Raw genomic sequence first — 16,419 nt, 5'->3', positions numbered from 1 at the left:
CGGGACTTCGGGCCCCCTGCGGCCACGTGCCCGGGTGGCCTGAGGGCCCGGTGGCCTACAGGCCCGGTGGCCTACAGGCCCGGTGGTCTTCGGGCCCGGTGGCCTTCGGGCCCGGTGGCCTTCGGGCCCGGTGGCCTTCGGGCCTGAGGCCCTGCGACCCCGCCGCCCCGCCGCCGCCCTACTGGCCGCGCCGCAGCCGGAGTGTCAGGACCTGGAAGGGGCGCAGCGTCACCTCGACCGCGCCGTCACGGGTCACGGCCGCCGCCCTGTCCTCCTCCCACGGCCGTTCCAGCAGGTCGGTGACCTGGGCGCCGGCCAGCGGGAAGCCGGTGCGCAGCACGCCCCGGGCCCGGCCGCCGCGAGACTCGTACAGCCGCACGACCACGTCGCCCGACCGGTCGTCGGCGAGCTTGACCGCCTCGACGGTCACGCCCTCGCCCTCCACGGTCACGACCGGCTCGGCCGCGCCCGCCGACTCCGCCACGCGCAGCGGCAGGTTGAGCGCGTAGCCCTCGGCGACCGCGTCCCCGATCGTGGCGCCCGGCAGCAGGGAGTACGTCAACCGGTGCCGGCCCTGGTCGGCACCGGGGTCCGGGACGCGCGGGGCGCGCACCAGGCTGAGGGCGACGGTGGTCGTCGTACCACCGTCCTCGCGGACCGTGCGGGAGACGTCGTGGCCGTACGTCGAGTCGTTGAGGACCGCGACTCCGTAGCCCGGTTCGCCGATGTGCACCCAGCGGTGGCCGGAGACCTCGAAGCGGGCCGACTCCCAGGTGGTGTTGGTGTGCGTGGGCCGCTGGACATGGCCGAACTGGATCTCGGCGGAGGAGTGCGCGGCCCGGATGTCGACGGGGAAGGCCGCCTTGAGGATCTTCTCGGCCTCGTGCCAGTCGATGTCGGTCTCGATGTCGATGCGGGGGCTGCCGGCCCGGACGGTGACGGTCTGGGTGAGGGTCGAGCCCTTGCCGAAGGAGCGGGTGACCCGGATCGCGCCGAGCAGCGGGTCGTCGTCGACGACGGTGACCGAGTCCGGGTCGAGCAGGTCGGTGAAACGGTTCCTGTAGTGCTTGTCGATGTCCCAGGCGTCCCAGTAGTTGGGCAGGTCGGTGTGCAGGCGGAGCAGGTTGCCCCGGCCGGCGAGGACCTCGCGGTTCGCCCGCAGATCGTAGACAGAGGACAGTGTCCCGTCTTCCGCCACCTCCACCCGGACCAGCCCGTTGTCGAGGACCCGGCCGGACACCGTGACCGGCTGCGGCGACCCGGCGGCGGCCAGGGGCGCGCTGCCGCCGGCGGGCACCTCCACGTACGCCGGTGCGCCCGTGGAGGTGCGGATCACCTCCGCCCGGTCGTAGGGGCTCGTGTTGAACACCCGGGTCCCGCCCGTGCCGAGCGCGGCGACCGCCTCGGCGGTCAGCGCCTCCAGTTCGCCGGCCACGCGCGCGTACTCGGCCTCCGCCTCCCGGTGGACCCAGGCGATCGACGAGCCCGGCAGGATGTCGTGGAACTGGTGCAGCAGCACCGTCTTCCACAGCCGGTCCAGCCTCTCGTACGGGTAGGCGTAGCCCGGCGCGTGCAGGGCGGCCGTCGTCGCCCACAACTCGGCCTCGCGCAGGCGGTGTTCACTGCGCCGGTTGCCCTGCTTGGTGCGGGCCTGGGAGGTGTAGGTGGCGCGGTGCAGCTCCAGGTAGAGCTCGCCGACCCACACCGGGGCGTCCGGGTACTCCTCGCGGGCCTTGGCGAAGAACTGGTCGGGGTGCTCGATGACCACCTTGGGCGAGCCCTCGAGGTCGGCGAGGCGGCGGGCCCGCTCCATGATCTCGCGGGTGGGGCCGCCACCGCCGTCGCCCCAGCCGAACGGGGCGAGCGAGCGTGTACCGGCGCCCTTCTCGTTGTAGTTGCGGACCGCGCGGTCCATCTCCTCGCCGCTGAAGCGGGCGTTGTAGGTGTCGACCGGCGGGAAGTGGGTGAAGATGCGGGTGCCGTCGATTCCCTCCCACCAGAAGGTGTGGTGGGGGAACTTGTTCGTCTGGTTCCAGGAGATCTTCTGGGTGAGGAACCAGTCGTTGCCGGCGAGCTTGGCCAGCTGCGGGTAGGCGGCGGTGTAGCCGAAGGAGTCGGGCAGCCAGACGCCCTTGGTCTCGACGCCGAAGTGCTCGATGAAGAACCGCTTGCCGTGGATGAGCTGGCGGGCGATCGCCTCGCCGCCGGGCAGGTTGCCGTCGGCCTCCACCCACATGCCGCCGACCGGCACCCACTGGCCCTTCTTCACCGACTCCTGGATCCGGGCCCACACCTGCGGGTAGTTGTCGCGCACCCACTCGTACTGCTGGGCCTGCGAACAGGCGAAGACGAAGTCCTCGTACTCGTCGGCCAGGGCCGTGACGTTGGAGAAGGTGCGGGACGTCTTGCGCTTGGTCTCGCGGATCGGCCACAGCCAGGCGGAGTCGATGTGCGCGTGGCCGACGCCGGAGATGGTGTGGGCGCTGGCGTGCGCGGGCCGGGCCAGGGCGGGGGCGAGCACCTCGCGGACGGCCGCCGCGCTGCCGGAGATGTCGTCCAGGTCCAGGGTGTCCATGGCCCGGTCCAGGGTGTGCATGATCTCGTGGCGGCGCGGTTCGTGCTCGCCGAGGTGGACCATGAGCCCGCGCAGCACCTGGAGGTCCAGGTCGAGGTGCCAGACCTGCTCGTCGAGGACCGCGAGGTCGGCGCGGCGGAATGTATACAGCGGACGGTCGCCTGCCGTCAGTACATCGCCGAGCGGCGTCGGCGCGGCGAAGTCGTTCGCCAGGATGTCGGGGTTGGAGGCCGCCTCGACCAGGTAGTCGATCCGCTCGCCGCCGGCCGCGGGGTTGCCGACCGGCACGTACTGGTTGAGCGGGTTGACCGCCTTCAGCGGGGTCCCGTCGGTCCGGTGCACCAGTGCCTCGGCCTGGTTGCCGGGCCAGTCGCCGACGAACCCGAGGTCGATGACGGCCTCGACGCGCCGGCCCGCCCACTCGGCGGGCACCTGGCCGCGCATCCGGAACCACGTGGTCCCCCACGGCGGACCCCATGGAGTGTCCATCGCGAAGGGCGTGTAGGCGGCGGCCGCGGCCTCCTCGAACGAGACCGGCTCCCCCGGCGCCTGCCAGGCCTCGACCTCGAAGGGAACGGTGGCCGCGTAGATCGCGGGCTTGATGCGCTGGTTGTGGACGCGCTCGACGCGCTCCTCGATGCGGCGGCGTTCGTCGTGCATGGGGTGTCTCCAGGAAACCGGGAAGAGGGAACCGGGCGGGGAGAGCCGACGGGCTCGGAAAGCGCTTTCTCTCAGGTGTCAGCGCCTAAGGTACGCGAGCCCGGGATGAACCTCGGCATAGCCCTCGACGAGCTTGCGGGCGACGTTCACGGAGTCGACCAGCGGATGCAGCGCGAACGCCTTCACCGCCGTCGCCCGGGAGCCGGACTCGGCGGCGGCCAGCACCTCCCGCTCGACCGCCTTGACCGCGCACACCAGCCCGGTGGCGTGGCCGGGCAGCGGGTCGACCGCGACCGGGTGGGCGCCGTTGGCGTCGACGAGGCACGGCACCTCGATGACGGCGTCCGCATCGAGCACCGACAGGGTGCCCTGGTTGCGCACGTTGAGGATCAGGGTGGTGCGCTCGTCGCGGGCGATGGCCCGCATCAGGGCGAGGGCCACCTTCTCGTAGCCGCCGGAGAGGTCGTCGGCGTCGCGCTCGCCGGCGCCCGCCGTCTCCCGGTTCTCCGACATGTAGGTGGCCTCCCGCTCGGCGCGGGTGCGGTCCCAGGCGGACAGGGCCGCCGCGCCGGGGTCGCGCATCTCCTCGTAGAAACGGGCCTGCTGCTCGCGCAGGAAGGCGCCGCGGGTCTTCTCGGCCTGCTGGTAGGCGCGGACGGCCTCGCGATTGAAGTAGTAGTAGTGCAGGTACTCGTTCGGGATCGCGCCGAGCGACCGCAGCCAGTCGACGCCGAACAGCTTGCCCTCCTCGAAGGAGCCGAGCAGGTCGGGATCGGCGAGCAGCCTCGGCAGCTCGTCGCGGCCGGCGACACGCAGGCCGCGGACCCAGCCGAGGTGGTTGAGGCCGACGTAGTCGATCCACGCCTGCTTCGGGTCCGCGCCGAGCACCCGGGCGATACGGCGGCCGAGGCCGACCGGTGAGTCGCAGATGCCGATGACCCGGTCGCCGAGGTGGCGGGACATGGCCTCGGTGACCAGGCCGGCCGGGTTGGTGAAGTTGATGAGCCAGGCGTCGGGGGCGAGGCGGGCGACGCGCCGGGCGATGTCGACGGCGACGGGGACGGTCCGCAGTCCGTACGCGACACCGCCCGCGCCGACCGTCTCCTGGCCGAGGACGCCCTGCGCGAGGGCGATCCGCTCGTCGTCGGCCCGGCCCTGCAGTCCGCCGACGCGGATCGCGGAGAAGATGAAGTCGGCACCGCGCAGGGCGTCGTCCAGGTCGGTCGTGGCCGTCACAGTGGGGGCGTCGGGGACGCCCGCGGCCTGTTCCGCCAGTACACGGGCGACTGCATACAGTCGACCGTCGTCCAGATCGTGCAGAACGACCTCGGTGACCCGCCCCTCCGCACGGTCCCCGAGGAGCGCCCCGTACACGAGCGGCACCCGGAACCCGCCGCCGCCCAGAATCGTCAGCTTCACGTCTGCACCTTTCCTGCCACGACCACCTCGACGCCCGCCTCCTCCAGGGAGGCTCGGGTCGCCGGGTCGACCGGCGCGTTCGTCACCACCACGTCCAGGTCCTCGGGACCGCAGACCTTCGCCATGCCCGTACCCGGGAACTTCGCCGCGTCGGCCAGCAGGACCACCTTGTCGCCCGCCTTGATCATGGCCCGCTTCACCGGCACCTCGACGACCGTCGTGTCCATCACCTGCCCGCCCGGGCGCACTCCACTGGTGCCGAGGAAGAGCCAGTCCGCGTGCAGCTGGCGCAGGTTGTCCTCGGTGAGGAAGCCGACCAGGGAGCGGTACTCGCGACGCAGCATCCCCCCGAGCAGCACCAGTTCGATGCCCTCGTCGTCGGCGAGCTCCTCGTAGACCACCAGGTTGCTGGTGATCACGGTGAGGCGGCGGCCGTGCAGCTGACGGGCCAGGCGGTAGGCGGTGGTGCCGATGTCGAGCAGGACCGACTGGCCGTCCTCGATCAGCGCCGCCGCGTGCGCGGCGATGGCGTCCTTCTCCGGTACGCGCACCTCGGCGACCTCGGCGAAGGGCTGGTCGCCCTCCTCGACCACGGCCCCGCCGTGGACCCGGGTGAGCAGGCCGTCCTCCTCGAGTTTGACCAGGTCACGCCGGATCGTGGCGGGACTCACGCCCAGCTGTTCGGAGAGATCGGTCACGGCTGCGGGACCGCCGGAGCGCAGGGCCCGCAGGATGAGTTGATGTCGTCGTTCTGCCAGCACGCCATGAACACTACTCGTCAGCTTCAATCATTTCTATGCGCAGTTCTGCTCAGGTATTGACCAGCGGCTGCGGGCGTCGCACGATTCCGGTCACGAAATGAAGAGTTCTGACGAGCTCCCGTGACGGGCGCGAGCTCCCCGACGAGAGGACGCCTCCGTGGACGACGACCGGCCCGATGTGCTGCTGACCGGGCTGCTCTTCTACGACCTCGTCCTCACCGGACTGGGCGGACCGCCCACGCCGGGCGAGGAGATCTGGACCGACGGCATGGGCTGCGGCCCCGGCGGCATCGCCAACCTCGCGGTGGCCGCCTCCCGCTTCGGCCTCAGAACCTCCCTGGCCACGGTCTTCGGCGACGACTTCTACGGCGCGCACTGCCACGAGGTCCTCGCCGGCCAGGAGGGCGTGGACCTCTCGCTCTCCCGGGTCGCCGAGGGCTGGCCCACCCCGGTCACCGTCGCCCTCGCTCTCCCCCGCTCCCGGCCGCCCGCGCCCGGGGGGACCCCCTCGCACGACCGGGCCCTCGTCACCCACGGCCAGGAGCCGCCGTACTCCCAGGACGCGCTGATGGGCGACCCGCCCGAAGCGCGCACCGCCCTCGTGCACATCGAGGCCGAGCCACGGGAATGGCTCGCGAAGGCGGCGGCGAACGGCACGCGGATCTACGCCGACGTCGGCTGGGACCCCACCCGGCAGTGGTCCCCCGACCTCCTCGAACAGCTCGCCCTGTGCCACGCCTTCCTCCCCAACGAGGCCGAGGCGATGGCCTACACCCGCACCGACAGCCCGCTCGCGGCGCTCGGCACGCTCGCGGAGCTGGTGCCGGTGGCGGTCGTCACCCGGGGCGGCGACGGCGCCGTCGCGGTCGACCAGACGACCGGCGAGTACGCGGAGGTCCCCGCGCTTGACATCGATGTCCTGGACGCGACGGGTGCCGGTGACGTGTTCGGCGCGAGTTTCGTCGCCGCCTCGCTCGGCGGCTGGCCGCTGGAGGAACGGCTGCGGTTCGCCGTCCTGGCCGCCGGGTTGTCCGTACGCCATCACGGCGGGGCGCTGGCCGCGCCCGGCTGGTACGGCGTCGACCGTTGGTGGCGTTCGGTGACCGACCCGGAGGTGAGACGGGCGTACGGCTTCCTCGCCGGCCGCATCCCGGCGGACGTCGGCCCGCCCGTGCGGTACGCCCCGGTCACCCCGCCCGCCCGGCTGCCCTGACCGGCGCCGGTCCTTCCCCCGAAGCTCGCCCCTGGTGGTGCATCCCGTCTGTGAAGACGCGAACAGATCCGAAAGGCGGTGGGAGCGTTGCGGCTCTCACGTAGAGGCCTGCTGCGCGCCGGTCTGGCCGGCACGGCCGCCACGGCGCTCGGCGGCCTGGCGTCCGGCTGTGCCGTTCCGACCGGTTCGACCGGCCGGAACATGGTCCTGTGGTACTGGGACGGCGGCCTGGGCGACACCGTCGTCGCGAAGGCCAAGGCCCGCTACGGCGGCGCGGTCGACCTCCAGGCCATCAAGATCGGCGGTTACTACCGCTCCAAGCTGATCACCACGATGGCCGGCCGCGCCCACATCCCCGACGTCGCCGGACTCAAGGGCGAGGACATGGCGTCCTATCTGCCCAACGCCGGCCAGTTCGTGGACCTGCGCACGCTCGGCGCGGAGAAGTACCGGAGCCGGTACCTGGCCTGGAAGTGGGACCAGGGCATCGCCGACGACGGCACGATGATCGGCTTCCCGATCGACTGCGGACCGGTCGCCCACTTCTACCAGTACGACGTCTTCCGCAGGGCCGGACTGCCGTACGAGCCGCAGGACGTGTCGAAGGAGCTCGACACCTGGGAGAAGTTCTTCGCGGCGGGCGAGCGGCTCAAGCGGCGGATCCCGGGCACGTACCTGCTCACCGACGTCAACTCCGTGTTCGAGAACGCGGTGCAGCAGGGCGGCGAGCGGTACGTCGACAAGGACCGCCACTTCATCGGCGACCAGGAGCATGTGCGCGCCGCCTGGGCACTCGCCGTGGAGGCCAAGCGGCGCGGGATCGTCTCGGACCTCGTCAACGGCACCCCCGACCAGCTGTCGGCCGTCCAGGACGGCAAGCTGCCCAGTCAGCTCGGCGCCTCGTGGGCGACCAACGACCTCAAGAACGGCGTGCCGAGGACGAAGGGCCGATGGCGGGTGGCCGACATGCCGGTCCGGCCCTCCAACAACGGCGGTTCGTTCCTGGCGATCACCAAGGCCTGCCGGGAGCCCGAGCAGGCCTTCGAGATCATCACCTGGATGCTGGACGCGGCCAACCAGGCCCAGGGGTTCGTCGACGCGGGCCTCTTCCCGTCCACTCCCGCCGCGTACGGACTGAGGCAACTGCGCGAGCCCGACGACTTCTTCGGCGGCCAGGTCACCATGGACGTCTTCGGGCCCGCGGCACGAAAGATCGCCGTCGCCTACAACAGCCCGTACGACGTGGCGCTCGGCCAGCCCGTCAAGGACGAGATCAAGAACGTCGGCGTCCTCGGCAAGAACCCCGACCAGGCATGGAAGGACGCCATGAGCAAGTGCCGGCGGATCGCGGACCACCTGGGGGTGAGCCACTGATGGCCACCGCGCTGGAAAAGCCCGCCGTCACCGTGGAGCGGACCTCGGCCCCCCGACCCCGCCGGGGGTTCCGCGGACACTGGCATCTGTACGCGGCCATCTCGCCGTTCTATCTGCTGTTCCTCTGCTTCGGCCTGGTCCCGGTCGGCTTCTCGCTGTATCTGTCCTTCCACCGCTGGGACGGGCTCGGCCCGATGGAGTGGGCGGGCCTGTCGCAGTACACCTACCTGCTGAGCGACGGCGACTTCTGGAGCTCGATCGGGAACACGGTCGTGATCTGGGCGCTGGCCACCTTCCCCATGGTCTTCCTGGCGATGGTGACGGCCGTCCTGCTCAACTCGGCCGTGCGGTTCAAGAACGCCTACCGGTTCGCGTACTTCCTGCCGAACGTGACCTCGGTCGTGGCGATCGCGATCGTCTTCGGATCGGTGTTCTCCACCAACTTCGGCCTGGTGAACGCCCTGTTGCGGGCCGTCGGGGTGGAGCAGGTGGCCTGGCTGAACACGCCCTGGGGCATCAAGGTCGCCGTCGCCACGCTGATGACCTGGCAGTGGACGGGGTACAACGCGATCATCTTCCTCGCCGGACTGCAGACGATCCCCGGTGAACTGTACGAAGCGGCCCGTATGGACGGCGCCGGTCCGGTGCAGACGTTCTTCCGGGTGACGCTGCCGCTGATGCGGCCGGTGCTGCTGTTCGTGCTCGTCATCTCCACGGTCACCGGTCTGCAGAGTTTCTCCGAACCGCAGGTCCTGCTGCAGAACACCTCCAACGACTCGACGTTCTCCGGCGGTCCCGACCACGCCGGGCGGACGATGGTCCTCTACTTCTTCCAGCAGACCTTCGACAACAACGACTTCGGCTACGGCGCCGCCGTGGCGTGGGGCATCTTCCTCGTCGTCGTCCTCTTCTCGATCGTCAACTGGCGCCTGGTGCAGCGCCGGGGCGAAGACTAGGAGGCCCACCCCCATGGCATCCATCAAGGGATCCCGGCGCCGGGGCGTCGCCCTGCACGCGACGCTGATCGCCGGTGTGCTGCTGTCGGCCTTCCCGTTCTACTGGGCCGTGATCATGTCGACGCACACGTCGAGCGAGATCTTCTCCTACCCGCCGAAGCTGCTGCCGGGCTCGCACTTCGCGGACAACGTCCGCCATCTCCTCGACAGCGTCGACTTCTTCGGCTCTATGGCCAACTCGCTCCTCGTGGCGGGCTCGGTGACCGTCCTGGTGCTGTTCCTCGACTCGCTGGCCGCGTTCGTCTTCGCGAAGTTCACCTTCCCGGGAAAGCGCTTGCTGTTCGCGTTGCTCATGGCCATCTTCATGGTGCCCGCGCAGCTCGCGGCGATCCCGCAGTTCGTCATCATGGCGAAGCTCGGCTGGATCGGCTCGATGACCTCGCTGATCGTTCCGGCGGCCGCCAACGCGTTCGGCATCTTCTGGATGCGCCAGTACATGAAGGGCGCCATCCACGACGAGCTCCTCGACGCCTCCCGCATCGACGGCGCCGGCTTCCTGCGCCAGTACTGGCACGTGGCCCTGCCGGTGGTCCGCCCCGGCCTGGCCTTCCTCGGCATCTTCACCTTCATGGGCCAGTGGAACGACTACGCCTGGCCCCTGATCGCCCTCACCGACCCGGACAACGTCACCCTCCAGGTCGCGCTGTCCCAGCTCAACGGAACCCACGGAACGACGGACTACGGAATGGTCATGACCGGCGCCCTGCTCGCACTCCTCCCCCTGCTGATCGTGTTCGCGGTCGGCGCCCGCCAGATCATCGGGGACCTCGCCAAGGGAGCCGTCAAGTGACGGACCCCCTACTGGCGCTGCGCCCCTGGACGGCACCCGAGGTGACCTCCTGGGGACGGCTGCCCATGAACGCCGTCGACCGGCGCGCCGGAGCCCACTCCCTGGACGGTGACTGGCGTTTCCAGTTGCTGTCCGCTCCCCAAGCGCCGGTCGGCGGTGCGTGGTCGACGGCGGTCGTGCCGGGCGTATGGACCATGCAGGACACCGACGACCCACTGCGGTCCACGGCCGACCTTCCGCAGTATCTGAACATCCGTATGCCGTATACGGAATACCCCCCGCTCTCGCCCGCCGACCACAACCCGACGGGTGTCTACGAGCGCGAGGTCGACGTCCCCGCCGAGTGGGCCGGACGCCGGATCGTGCTGCAGGTCGGGGCTGCCGAGAGCGTGCTGCTGGTGCACGTGGACGGGCGGCCCGTCGGCGTGTCCAAGGACTCGCATCTCGCCGCCGAGTTCGATCTGTCGGACGTCGTGCGCCCCGGTGCGCGCTCGGTCGTCCGGCTGACCGTCGTCAAGTGGTCGGACGCCTCGCACATCGAGGACCAGGACCACTGGTGGCACGGCGGGATCACCCGCTCGGTGCTCCTCTACGCGACCGACCCGCTGCACCTGGCCGACGTGACCGTGCGCGCGTCGCGGGACGGGGACCTGCGGGTCGACTGCCGGGTGCGGGACGCGGGCGGGGCGCTGCCCGAGGGCTGGTACGTCAGCGGGGAGCTGGACGGGTCGGCGCTCACGCGGGACACGGAGTTCGACCGGCTCAACGCCGAGGACGAGCGGGTCTCCGCCTTCCTCGGCGAGGCACGGCTGCACACGCGCGTGCCCGAGGTGCGCGCCTGGACCGCCGAGACGCCCGAGCTGTACGGCCTGACGGTGCGCCTGCACCGCGCCGACGGCAGCGTGGCCGACACCTCCCGGCACCGGGTCGGCTTCCGGGACGTCGAGGTGGCCGGCCGGGACCTGCTGGTCAACGGGGAGCGGATCTTCGTCCGGGGCGTGAACCGGCACGACTTCCACCCGCTGACGGGGCGCACGGTGTCGTACGAGGACATGCGCGCGGACCTGGTCCTGCTGAAGCGTTTCGGCTTCAACGCGATCCGCACCGCGCACTATCCCAACGACCCCGGTCTGCTGGATCTCGCGGACGAACTCGGCTTCTACGTGGTCGACGAGGCGGACATCGAGTCCCACGACCACGCCCATGAGATCGCCGACGACCCGCGCTATCTGAACGCCTTCGTGGACCGGGTGTCGCGGATGGTGCTGCGGGACAAGAACCACCCGTCGGTGATCATCTGGTCGCTGGGCAACGAGTCGGACTACGGCGCGAACCACGACGCGGCCGCGGGCTGGCTGCGCCGGCACGACCCGACCCGGCCCCTGCAGTACGAGGGGGCCGCCAAGCGCGGCTGGGCGGATCCGGACGTCGCCTCCGACATCGCCTGCCCGATGTACGCGCCGCTGGAGGACTGCGTGGCGCACGCGCTGTCCGGGGAGCAGACCAAGCCGCTCATCCAGTGCGAGTACTCGCACGCGATGGGCAACAGCAACGGCACGCTGGCCGACCACTGGGCCGCCATCGAGGCCACCCCGGGCCTTCAGGGCGGGTTCATCTGGGAGTTCTGGGACCACGGCATCCTTCAGTCCGTGAACGACGGAAGACCGGTCGGTCGTGGGGGCGCCGGGCTCTACGACAACGGTGTCACCGCCCGGGGCCACCGCTGGGCGTACGGCGGCGACTTCGGCGAGAAGGACCACGACGGCGCGTTCGTCGCGGACGGCGTCGTCTTCCCCGACCGCACTCCGAAGCCCGTCATGTACGAGCACCGGGAGATCGCCGCGCCGGTACGGCTGGAGCTGTTCCGGCACGAGGGGCTGGTCGTCTCCAACCACCAGCACTTCCGGGGCCTGGAGTGGCTCGCGGGCGAGTGGGAGCTGGCGCTGGCGGACGGCCGTACGCTGAGGGCTCCGGCCGGACTCCCCGTGCTGCGGCCGGGCGAGACGGCCGTGGTGCCGCTGCCGATGGCGTTGCCCGACGACGGCGGCGAGGCGTGGCTGACGCTGCGCGTGACGACCGCCGAGGATCTGGCATGGGCGCCGCGGGGCACGGAGGTGTGCGCGCCGCAGGTGCGGCTGCGGGCGGCCGTCGTGGTCGAGGACCCGGTGGTCTCCGGCAGCGTCGAGGTCGACGCCGACGGGCTGCTCGTCCATCCGCTGCTGACCGCCGGGCCCACGCTGTCGCTGTGGCGGGCGCCCACCGACAACGACGAGCTCGGCGGAACGGCGTCGCGCCGGCGGGCGTGGGGGCTGGACGCGCTCGTGCGCACGGTGGTGTCGGTGCGGCGCGACGGCGACTCGGTGACCGTTCTCGCACAGTACGCGGGCACGACCGGCGTGGTCCGGCACCGGCAGGTCCTCACGCCCGTCGAGGGCGGCGTCCGGGTGGACGAACTGGCGGAACTTCCGGCGGAGTTCGAGGATGTGGCCCGGGTCGGGTCGGTCTTCGAGACGGTCGCCGGGTTCGACCGGCTGGAGTGGTTCGGGCAGGGCCCCTGGGAGTCCTACCCGGACCGGAGCGGGGGCGCGCCGGTGGGCCATCACTCCCTCCCCGTGGACGCGTTGTTCACCCCCTACCTGCGGCCCCAGGAGAGCGGCGGCCGGCACGGCGTGCGGCGCTTCACGCTCCGCGGACCGGACACCCCGGGGCTCGTGGTCACCCCGGACGAGCCTCGGCAGGTCTCCGTGACGCGGTACCGCGCCGAGGATCTGACCGCCGCCGCCCATCACGACCAACTGGTGCCGCGCGCGGGCTGCGTGGTGCACCTGGACGCCGCCCACCGGGGCCTCGGTACGGCCTCGTGCGGACCCGACACCTTCCCCTCCTACCTCGTCGCACCCGGCGTCCACCGCTGGAGCTGGACCCTGCGCACCCTGTGACCCCGCCGGCCCTGTCCCCTTCACATCCCCAAGGACCTTCCCCCGCTTCCCCTACGGAGCACATGTGTGTACGTCGCATGCCCACGGACCGGGCGAGGCCGCGCAGACCGGCGCCGGACGTCGTGGTTTCCTGCGGGCCGCCGCGCTGCTGGGCGCGGCGGCGACGGCCTCGGCCGCGCTGCCGGCCGCCGACGCCGAGGCGACGCCGTCCGCCTGGCGCCCCGACACCGACAGCCGCCGCTTCACGCTGGCCGTGATGCCCGACACCCAGTACCTCTTCGACGGTCCGAGCATCGACGGGGCGCCGGTCGAGGCGTCCCTGCGCTATCTGCTGGAGCACGGCCGGGAGGAGAACATCGTCTTCCTGTCCCACCTCGGCGACCTGACGCAGAACGGCGCTGCGGCCGAATTCGCCGCGATCGGCGCGGCGTTCGAGCCGCTGGACCGGCGCGGGGTCGGTTACAGCGTCCTGGCCGGCAACCACGACGTGCGGGCGTCGACGACCGACCAGCGGGGCACGACCCCGTACCTGGACGCGTTCGGCCCGCGGCGCTTCCGGGGGAAGTCCACCTTCGGCGGGGCCTCCCCCGACGGATACAACACCTTCCATCTGTTCCGGGCCGCCGGGCGCGAGTGGATGGTGCTGGCGCTGGACTGGCGGCTGTCGGACCGGGGGTACGCCTGGGCCGCCGATGTCCTGGCCCGGCATCCGAGGACGCCGGTCGTCCTGACGACCCACGAGCTGGTCGTCGGGGACGACTCCCTGTCGGCGTACGGAGAGCAGCTGTGGGACCGGCTGATCGAGGAACACGACCAGATCTTCCTCACCCTCAACGGGCACTACTGGCCGGCGGGCCGGGCAATACGCGTGAACGCGGCGGGACATGACGTCCACCTGCACCTGATGAACTATCAGAACCGTTACTACGGCGGAGCGGCGATGATCCGCCTGTACCGCTTCGACCTGGACCGAGACGTCATCGATGTGGAGACCGTCTCCCCGTGGATCCTGGGCCGGGCCGCGAAGGGGCTCAACGAGCTGGAGCGCCAGGAGAGCGAACTCACCGGCGCAGCAGACCGGTTCTCGGTCGGCATCGACTTCGCCGACCGCTTCTCCGGCTTCGACCCGGTACCGGCCCGGCCCGCGCGTCCGGCGTCGAAGATCGTCGTGCCCGGCACGGTCGCCTACTGGCGGTTCGACGGCCACGACGACGGTACGACCGTCTCCGGCACCGTCCGGGACCGTACGGGGAACGGAAACGACCTCGCCGTCGTCACGGTCGGCGGCGGCACACTGGGCTGGTCGACGGACCACCACCCCGACCAGCCCGGCCACGGCAGCCTGGAGTTCCGGGGCTTCAGATCCCCGCTGACGGGGGCGTACCTGCGCACGGTCGACGGCGCTCCGCTCAACACGGAGACGTTCGAGGACGGTTACACCATCGAGGCGTTCTACCGCCTCCCGGCCGACTGGGATCCGGCGCACCACGCCTGGTCGGGACTGGTCGGCCGGAGCGGAACGGGTGGCGCCGCGGGCAGGACCGGCGACGATCCCGACGAACCGCTCGCCACGCTGTCCCTGTCCGACGACCGCGAGCCGCAGTGGGCGACGCGTCCGCTGAACCAGGAGGGCATCGCCACCAACTGGGGACAGGAGACCCCGCTGGAGACCTGGTGGCACCTCGCCGCCGTCAACGACGGCGCGCACACCACGCTGTACGTCGAGGGCTGCCCGGTCGTGCGCAACCCGCGGGCGAAGGCCGTCGGCATCACCTCCGTCGGACTGCCGTGGCTGCTCGGCGGCTACGAGTACGCCGGACGCATCGACCAGATCCTGCACGGCCGCCTCGGCGACGTCCGGATCGTCTCCCGGGCACTGCCCGTCTCCTCCTTCATGAACCACTGACGCCCACGCAGAGGACCTGTACACGACCATGACCGAGCAGCAGCTTCCCGAGTGGGCCGACCCGTCCGTCTCCCCCGCGCACCTCGACGCCCAGGGCGTGTCCCGTCGCCGGCTTCTGTGCCGTGCGGGAATGTTCGGCGCCGCGTTCGCCCTCGGTTCCGGCGCGACGCCCGCGCTCGCCGCTCCGGGCCGCGGCACGGGCGGTGAGGACCCCCGCCTCGCCTACCTCGTGGGCGACCACCACGTGCACTCCGTCTACAGCCACGACGCCAAGTACACGTTCTCCCAGCAGGCCCGGGCCGCCGCCCGGTTCGGCCTGGACTGGATGGTGTTCAACGAGCACTCCAACTTCGGACACGCCCACCACGGCGCCGCGCTGGAGCACCAGGAGATCCTGAAGGCCCGTGCGGAGAACCCCCGCCGGCTGATCTTCCAGGGCCTGGAGTGGTACATCCCGGCGGCGGAGCACTGCACGGTGTTCGCCGCGCCCGGCCCCCACGAGGTCGACCTGCTCACACAGTTCGAGCTCGCCTACGACGGCAAGCTGCTCGGATACACCGAGGGATCCGCCGGCGCGGCCGACACGGCCCGCAACGAGGCCCATGCCGTCAAGGCCGTCAAGTGGCTGGCCGAGCAGCGCCGTTCGGGCTTTGTCGACGACGTCCTCGTTCTCGCGAACCATCCGCTGCGCCTCGGCATCGACTCCCCGCACGAGATGCGCGCCTGGCGCGACGCGGCGCCCGAGATCGTGATCGGCATGGAGGGCGCGCCCGGTGCCCAGGGCGCGGCGATCCCCGGCCTGCGCGGCCCCACGTCCGTCCGCGGCGAGTACGAGAACAAGCCGACGGCGCAGTCCTGGTCGGGCTACCCGGCGGACGCCTACCTCACGTTCGGCGGCTTCGACTGGGCGACCGCGACCGTCGGCGGCCTGTGGGACTCGATGCTGGCGGAGGGCCGGCTGTTCACGATCACCACCAACTCCGACAACCACCGGACCGTCTTCGACACCTGGAAGAACGGCGACTGGCCGGCCGGGCAGACCTTCGACGACACCGGCAGGCTGCCGGACCCGGTGAACACGGACACTCCGCAGCCGGGCAGCGACTTCTGGCCCGGCGAGTTCAGCCGCACCCACGTCGGCGTCACCCGCTACGGCTACCGCGCCGTGATGGCGGGCCTGCGCGCGGGCCGCGTCTGGCTCGACCACGGGCATCTGCTGGACGGACTCGACGTTCGGGTGAAGCGGGACCGCGACGCCGGCCGGGGCGTCACCCTCGGCGGACGGCTGCGGGTCCGCGAGGGCGAAAGGATCACGCTGTACGTGACGGTGACCACCGCCTCCCGGCCCAACCCACGGGGAATCCTGCCCCGGTTGGCGCACGTCGACGTGATCCGCGGCGCGGTGCGCGGCCCCGTCTCCGACCGCGACACCTGGAAGGCCCCCGACACCCGGGTCGTCCGCACGACGGACGTGAGCGGCCGTGCGGGGACGTACACCTTGCGCGTCCCGCTCACCGTGGGCGACGAGTCCTTCTACGTCCGCCTGCGCGGCAGCGACGGCAACCGCAACGGCACCGGATACCTCGGCGCGTCGGTCGACCCGCACGGCCCGGTCCCCCACGAGCCGGGCGACGGCGATCCGTGGGCGGACACGTGGTTCTACTCGAACCCGGTCTTCGTCGACGTCGTCCGCTGAGGACGCCCCGAAAGGGGCGCGGGGAACCGCGCGACCGGCCACGGCGGTCCCGCGGTTCCCCTCAACAGGA

At 71.4% G+C, this 16,419-nt stretch carries 10 protein-coding genes; 7 read left to right on the top strand and 3 right to left on the bottom strand.

The annotated features are described in order from the left end of the window. Positions 1-178 precede the first annotated feature (178 nt). The 3 genes from ACFY30_RS06905 to ACFY30_RS06895 form a co-directional block, all read right to left on the bottom strand. Entirely contained in the window at positions 179-3,235 is a 3,057-nt protein-coding gene (locus tag ACFY30_RS06905) for an alpha-mannosidase (RefSeq protein WP_390844098.1), read from the bottom strand. A 78-nt stretch (positions 3,236-3,313) separates the two neighbouring features. Then, entirely contained in the window at positions 3,314-4,654 is a 1,341-nt protein-coding gene (locus ACFY30_RS06900; protein ID WP_390844097.1) for a 6-phospho-beta-glucosidase, read from the bottom strand. Next, complete coding sequence (locus ACFY30_RS06895) at positions 4,651-5,415, bottom strand: DeoR/GlpR family DNA-binding transcription regulator (RefSeq protein WP_390844096.1); 765 nt, start codon at positions 5,413-5,415, stop codon at positions 4,651-4,653. Before ACFY30_RS06895 ends, ACFY30_RS06900 begins: the two co-directional genes overlap by 4 nt. A 157-nt stretch (positions 5,416-5,572) precedes the next feature. Here ACFY30_RS06895 and ACFY30_RS06890 point away from each other — a divergent pair, with 157 nt between their 5' ends. The 7 genes from ACFY30_RS06890 (at position 5,573) to ACFY30_RS06860 (ending at position 16,349) form a co-directional block, all read left to right on the top strand. Further along, positions 5,573-6,628 carry a carbohydrate kinase family protein gene (locus tag ACFY30_RS06890; RefSeq protein WP_390844095.1) on the top strand — a complete coding sequence of 352 codons (1,056 nt, stop codon included), beginning with the start codon at positions 5,573-5,575 and terminating at the stop codon, positions 6,626-6,628. An 87-nt stretch (positions 6,629-6,715) separates the two neighbouring features. Further along, positions 6,716-8,002, top strand: a complete 1,287-nt coding sequence (locus tag ACFY30_RS06885) for an ABC transporter substrate-binding protein (RefSeq protein WP_390844094.1) — start codon at positions 6,716-6,718, stop codon at positions 8,000-8,002. Then, entirely contained in the window at positions 8,002-8,958 is a 957-nt protein-coding gene (locus tag ACFY30_RS06880; protein ID WP_390844093.1) for a carbohydrate ABC transporter permease, read from the top strand. Before ACFY30_RS06885 ends, ACFY30_RS06880 begins: the two co-directional genes overlap by 1 nt. Before the next feature lie 13 nt (positions 8,959-8,971). Then, positions 8,972-9,808 (top strand): carbohydrate ABC transporter permease, encoded by an 837-nt coding sequence (locus ACFY30_RS06875; protein WP_390844092.1) that lies wholly within the window; start codon positions 8,972-8,974, stop codon positions 9,806-9,808. After that, positions 9,805-12,747: a glycoside hydrolase family 2 TIM barrel-domain containing protein gene (locus ACFY30_RS06870; protein WP_390844091.1), complete on the top strand. Its 2,943-nt coding sequence runs from the start codon at positions 9,805-9,807 to the stop codon at positions 12,745-12,747. The genes ACFY30_RS06875 and ACFY30_RS06870 overlap by 4 nt, the downstream gene beginning before the upstream one ends. Positions 12,748-12,811: 64 nt before the next feature. Then, complete coding sequence (locus ACFY30_RS06865; RefSeq protein ID WP_390844090.1) at positions 12,812-14,653, top strand: LamG-like jellyroll fold domain-containing protein; 1,842 nt, start codon at positions 12,812-12,814, stop codon at positions 14,651-14,653. Positions 14,654-14,681: 28 nt separating this feature from the next. Next, the gene (locus ACFY30_RS06860; RefSeq protein WP_390844089.1) at positions 14,682-16,349 is read left to right on the top strand and encodes a histidinol-phosphatase; all 1,668 of its coding nucleotides are present in this window, start codon (positions 14,682-14,684) and stop codon (positions 16,347-16,349) included. The last annotated feature ends 70 nt before the right edge of the window (positions 16,350-16,419 follow it).

Origin of the sequence: Streptomyces sp. NPDC000345, assembly GCF_042898825.1 — a bacterium.
Lineage (GTDB): Bacteria > Actinomycetota > Actinomycetes > Streptomycetales > Streptomycetaceae > Streptomyces.
Note: the sequence above shows the minus strand (reverse complement) of the source record. Positions and strands in the feature narration are given on the sequence as shown.